Origin of the sequence: Methyloceanibacter marginalis (assembly GCF_001723295.1) — a bacterium.
GTDB classification, from domain to species: Bacteria; Pseudomonadota; Alphaproteobacteria; order Rhizobiales; family Methyloligellaceae; genus Methyloceanibacter; species Methyloceanibacter marginalis.
Genome location: NZ_LPWD01000115.1, coordinates 1 through 4,599 on the forward strand (window position 1 = coordinate 1; position 4,599 = coordinate 4,599).

Annotated in this window: 4 protein-coding genes; 2 read left to right on the plus strand and 2 right to left on the minus strand. The window is 64.3% G+C overall.

Translation table 11 applies throughout. The features are described from left to right. The coding region (locus AUC71_RS05185; RefSeq protein WP_193427014.1) for a superoxide dismutase at positions 1-257 on the plus strand (257 nt) is incomplete at its 5' end. A 253-nt stretch (positions 258-510) separates the two neighbouring features. Here AUC71_RS05185 and AUC71_RS05190 read toward each other — a convergent pair. Both AUC71_RS05190 and AUC71_RS05195 read right to left on the minus strand, forming a co-directional pair. After that, positions 511-2,184 (minus strand): NAD+ synthase, encoded by a 1,674-nt coding sequence (locus AUC71_RS05190; protein ID WP_069623405.1) that lies wholly within the window; start codon positions 2,182-2,184, stop codon positions 511-513. Between the two features lie 56 nt (positions 2,185-2,240). Continuing rightward, entirely contained in the window at positions 2,241-3,635 is a 1,395-nt protein-coding gene (locus AUC71_RS05195; protein WP_069623406.1) for a class II 3-deoxy-7-phosphoheptulonate synthase, read from the minus strand. Positions 3,636-3,768: 133 nt separating this feature from the next. Here AUC71_RS05195 and AUC71_RS05200 point away from each other — a divergent pair, with 133 nt between their 5' ends. Then, on the plus strand, positions 3,769-4,494 hold the full coding sequence (locus AUC71_RS05200; RefSeq protein ID WP_069623407.1) for a VIT1/CCC1 transporter family protein: 726 nt from the start codon (positions 3,769-3,771) through the stop codon (positions 4,492-4,494). The last annotated feature ends 105 nt before the right edge of the window (positions 4,495-4,599 follow it).

Below are 4,599 nucleotides of genomic sequence, written 5' to 3' on the forward strand. Positions count from 1 at the left end.
CCGGCAAGACCCAGTTCGGCTCGGGCTGGTGCTGGCTCGCCCTGAACAAGGACGGCAAGCTCGAAGTGACCAAGACGCTGAACGGCGAGAACCCGCTGGTCCATGGCGGCTGGCCGCTGCTCGGCTGCGATGTCTGGGAACACTCCTATTACATCGACTACCGCAACGCCCGGCCGAAATATCTCGAAGCCTGGTTCGACAATCTCATCAACTGGGAGCATGTCGAGGAGCTGTACGCGCAGGCGCCGAACAAATAGCGCTTCGCCACAGACGCGACTTCGCGGGCGGCCGGAAACGGCCGCCCGTTCGCATTTAGCTCAAATAATGACCCCCCTCTATCTCCCCCCTTTCAGGGGGGAGGATATGCACCGCGCGTGAAGCTCCCTCCCCCTGCAAGGGGGAGGGCGGGCGCGCCGGCCATCAGACGGCGTGCCGGGTGGGGGTCACGACCTTCCGACCCCCACCCCGACCCTCCCCCTTTTAGGGGGAGGGAGTGGACAGGCTCTACCATCACAAACGCTCGCGGAATTTGTTGGTGATTGGATAGCGGCGGTCGCGGCCGAAATTCTTGGCGGTGATCTTCGTCCCCGGCGCCGCCTGCCGCCGCTTGTATTCGGCGAGATAGAGCATGCGCTCCACCTTCTGCACCAGCTCCGGGGCGTGCCCCCGCGCGACGATCTCGGGGACCGGCATCTCAAGCTCCACCAGGCAATTGAGAATATCGTCCAGCACGGGGTATGGCGGCAGCGAATCCACGTCGCGCTGACCGGGCTTCAGCTCGGCCGACGGATCCTTGGTCAGAACGCTCTCCGGAATGATGACGCCGTCCGGCCCGAGACAGCCTTTGGGCCGATGCGCGTTGCGGTAGCGCGACAGCGCATAGACCTGGCCTTTGTACAAATCTTTGAGCGGATTGAAGCCGCCGTTCATGTCGCCATAAAGCGTGGCGTAGCCCACCGAAACCTCCGACTTGTTGCCGGTGGTCAGTACGAGAGGCCCGAGCCTATTGGAGATCGCCATCAGAAGGGTGCCGCGCGTGCGCGACTGAAGGTTCTCCGCCGTGAAGTCCTCCGGCGGGCCTTTCAGCACATCCTTCAAGCATGCGCTCAAGCCTTCGACGCCGTCGTGAATCGGCACGATGTCGTAGCGCACGTCCAACGCCTTGGCGATCGCCTCGGCATCGCTCAGGCTTTCCTTGCTGGTGTATTCGTAAGGCAGCATCACGCAGTGCACGCGGTCCGCGCCGAGGGCGTCCACCGCCATCACGGCGCAGAGCGCAGAATCGATCCCTCCGGAAAGTCCGAGCACCACACCCGGAAAGCCGTTCTTGTCGATATAGTCGCGCAAGCCGGTGACGCAGGCGAGGTAGTTGGCGGCATCGCTTTCCTCCACCTCGGCGATCTGACCAGGCAGGCAGTGCCAACGCCCGTCCTCGCGGCGCCATTCCGTCAGCGCGAGTGCCACCTCCCAAGCAGGGAGCTGCACGGCAAGCTCCTCATCGGCGTTGAGCACGAAGGAGGCGCCGTCGAAGGCAAGCTCGTCCTGGCCGCCGACCTGGTTGAGATAGGCGAGCGGCCGGCGCGTCTCCGCCACCCGCGTCTCGGCCACACCGTAACGGGTCTCCTGCTTGTCCATCCAATAGGGCGAACCATTGGGCACGATCAGGATCTCCGCACCCGCCTGAACGAGGGACTCGCAGACGTCCTCGGCCCAGATGTCCTCGCAGACCGGTACACCGAGGCATACGCCCCGGAAATGGATCGCCGCCGGCATGGGCCCCGCCGCGAAGACGCGCTTCTCATCGAACACGCCGTAATTCGGCAGGTTGTTCTTGTAGCGCACCGCCTCGATACGGCCCGCGTCCAGGAGCGCCACCGCGTTGTAGACGAACGGCGGCTCGCCCCAGGGCAGGCCCATCAGGATGGCCGGCCCGCCGTCGGCCGTATCCTGCGCCAACGCCTCGCAGGCCTCGCGCGCCGCGCGCTGCAAGGCCGGCTTCAGCACCAGATCTTCGAGCGGATAGCCGGTGAGATAGAGCTCGGTGAAGGCGATCAAGTCCGCGCCGGCCTCGCCCATGGCCGCGCGCGCCGTCCGGGCTCTCTCGAGATTGCCCTCGATATCGCCCACGACCGGGTTGAGCTGCGCAAGCGCGAGCTTGAATGAGTCCTTGATATTACCGGTCATGGATCGAACTTAGCGGTGGGCGCGGCACAAACAAGCGCGCAAAAGACTATCCCCGCCTACTCGCCGGCGACGACGGAGACTTCCGGCTGGGGCCGCCCTTCCCGATCGCGCCGCAGCCGCTCGGCCACGATGAAGGCCAGCTCGATCGACTGATCGGCGTTGAGCCTGGGGTCGCAATGGGTGTGATAGCGGTCCGAAAGATCCGTCTCGGTCACAGCCTTGGCGCCGCCCACGCACTCCGTCACGTTGCGTCCGGTCATCTCCACATGGATGCCGCCCGCATGGGTGCCTTCGCTGCGATGGATATCGAAGAACGACTCGACCTCTTTCAGGATCAGGTCGAACGGACGCGTCTTGTAGCCGCTATTGCCCGCCTTGATGGTGTTGCCGTGCATCGGATCGCAGGCCCAGACCACCGACTTGCCTTCGCGCTCCACCGCGCGGATGAGCGCCGGCAGATGCTTGCCGACCTTGTCCGCGCCGAAGCGGCAGATCAGCGTCATGCGGCCCGGCTCGTTCTGCGGGCTCAAGAGATCGATCAACTTGAGCAACTCGTCGGCCGTCACCGTCGGACCGATCTTCACGCCGACCGGATTCTTGATGCCGCGGAGATAGTCGAGATGCGCATGGTCGAGCTGACGCGTGCGGTCGCCCGCCCACAGGAAATGGCCCGAGGTGGCATACCAATCGCCGGAACGTGAATCGATGCGCGTCAACGCCTGCTCATAGCCGAGCAGCAACGCCTCATGGCTCGTGTAGAGGCTGGTCGAGCGAAGCTGGGATGTATTTTCAGCGGTAAGCCCAATGGCGCGCATGAAGCGCAGCGTCTCGGCGATATGATCCGAAAGCTCCTGGTAGCGGTGGCCGGCGGGACTATCCTTGACGAAGCCGAGATTCCACTGATGCACATGCTCCAGATTGGCGTAGCCGCCTTGCGCAAAGGCACGCAGCAGGTTGAGCGTCGCGGCAGCCTGGCGATAGGCCATATGCATGCGCTGCGGATCCGGCGTGCGGGAGGCTTCCGAGAAATCGATGCCGTTGATGATGTCGCCGCGATAGCTCGCCAACTCCGTGCCGTCTTGCGTCTCGGTGGGCGCGGAACGCGGCTTGGCGAACTGACCGGCGATGCGGCCGACCTTCACCACCGGCGACCCGCCGGCATAGGTCAGCACCACGGCCATTTGCAGGAACACGCGGAAGAAGTCGCGGATCGTGTCCGCGCCATGTTCCGCGAAGCTTTCCGCGCAATCTCCGCCCTGCAGCAGGAAGGCCTCACCTTGCGCGACGCGGGCGAGCTTAGCCTTGAGCTCCCGCGCCTCGCCTGCAAAAACGAGCGGCGGGAACGTGCCAAGCTGCTGCTCCACCTCGGCAAGCTGGGCCGGATCCGGATAGACCGGGACCTGCTCGATCGGCTTCGTACGCCAGTGTTCGGGGCTCCAACGCGGTGCCATTCGTCTACTCTCCACTTAAGTCCCCGCTATATAAGCGATTGAAATGACTGTGGCTAGGCAAGCGTTGCCGCGATTGCCCGTGGTCGTCAGGCATGCCACATAATCCTTAAGACCATGGAAGGGAACGAAACTTTTGCCCCGCCTTGAGCACAGCCACACACCCGGCGCCATCGCAAGACGCCTCGGCCACGGACCGCGCGTCAGCTATCTGCGCGACTGGGTCTATGGCGGCATCGACGGGACGGTCACGACTTTCGCCATTATGGCGGGCGTCGTCGGCGCCAACCTGTCTCCCACGGTGGTGGTCGTCCTGGGCATCGCCAACCTTCTGGCCGACGGTTTCTCGATGGCGGCGGGCAACTATACCGGCACCCGCGCCGAACGCGACGAGTACGACCAGCTACGCCGCATGGAAGAGCGCCATATCGCCCTCGCCCCGGAAGGCGAGCGTGAGGAGGTTCGGCAGATCTTCAGAGCCAAGGGATTCGAGGGCGATGCACTCGAATCCGCCGTCGACGTCATCACCCGGCACCGCGAGAGCTGGATCGACACCATGATGACCGAAGAGCACGGCATGCCCGCGGTGAGCCGCTCACCCATCCATGCCGCCCTCTATACGTTTGTCGCCTTTGTGGCGTGCGGCAGCGTCCCGCTCCTTCCCTATCTCCTCGGCCTCGCCGCTCCCGAATGGCCCTCCGCGATCATGACGGGCGCGACCTTCTTCGCCATTGGGTCGTTTCGCAGCCGCTGGTCGCCCAAGCCGTGGTGGCAGGCGGGCTCCGAGACGCTCCTCATCGGCATGCTGGCGGCGAGCGTCGCCTATTTCATCGGCTATCTACTCAAAGGACTGGTCGCTTAGCCTCTCCCGGAGCCGCGGCGATTGTGTAAAGTGCCCGCCATGGCGATTCCGGAACCTTCATTCAGCGTCGGCATCGAAGAGGAATATCTCCTTGTCGACAAGGAG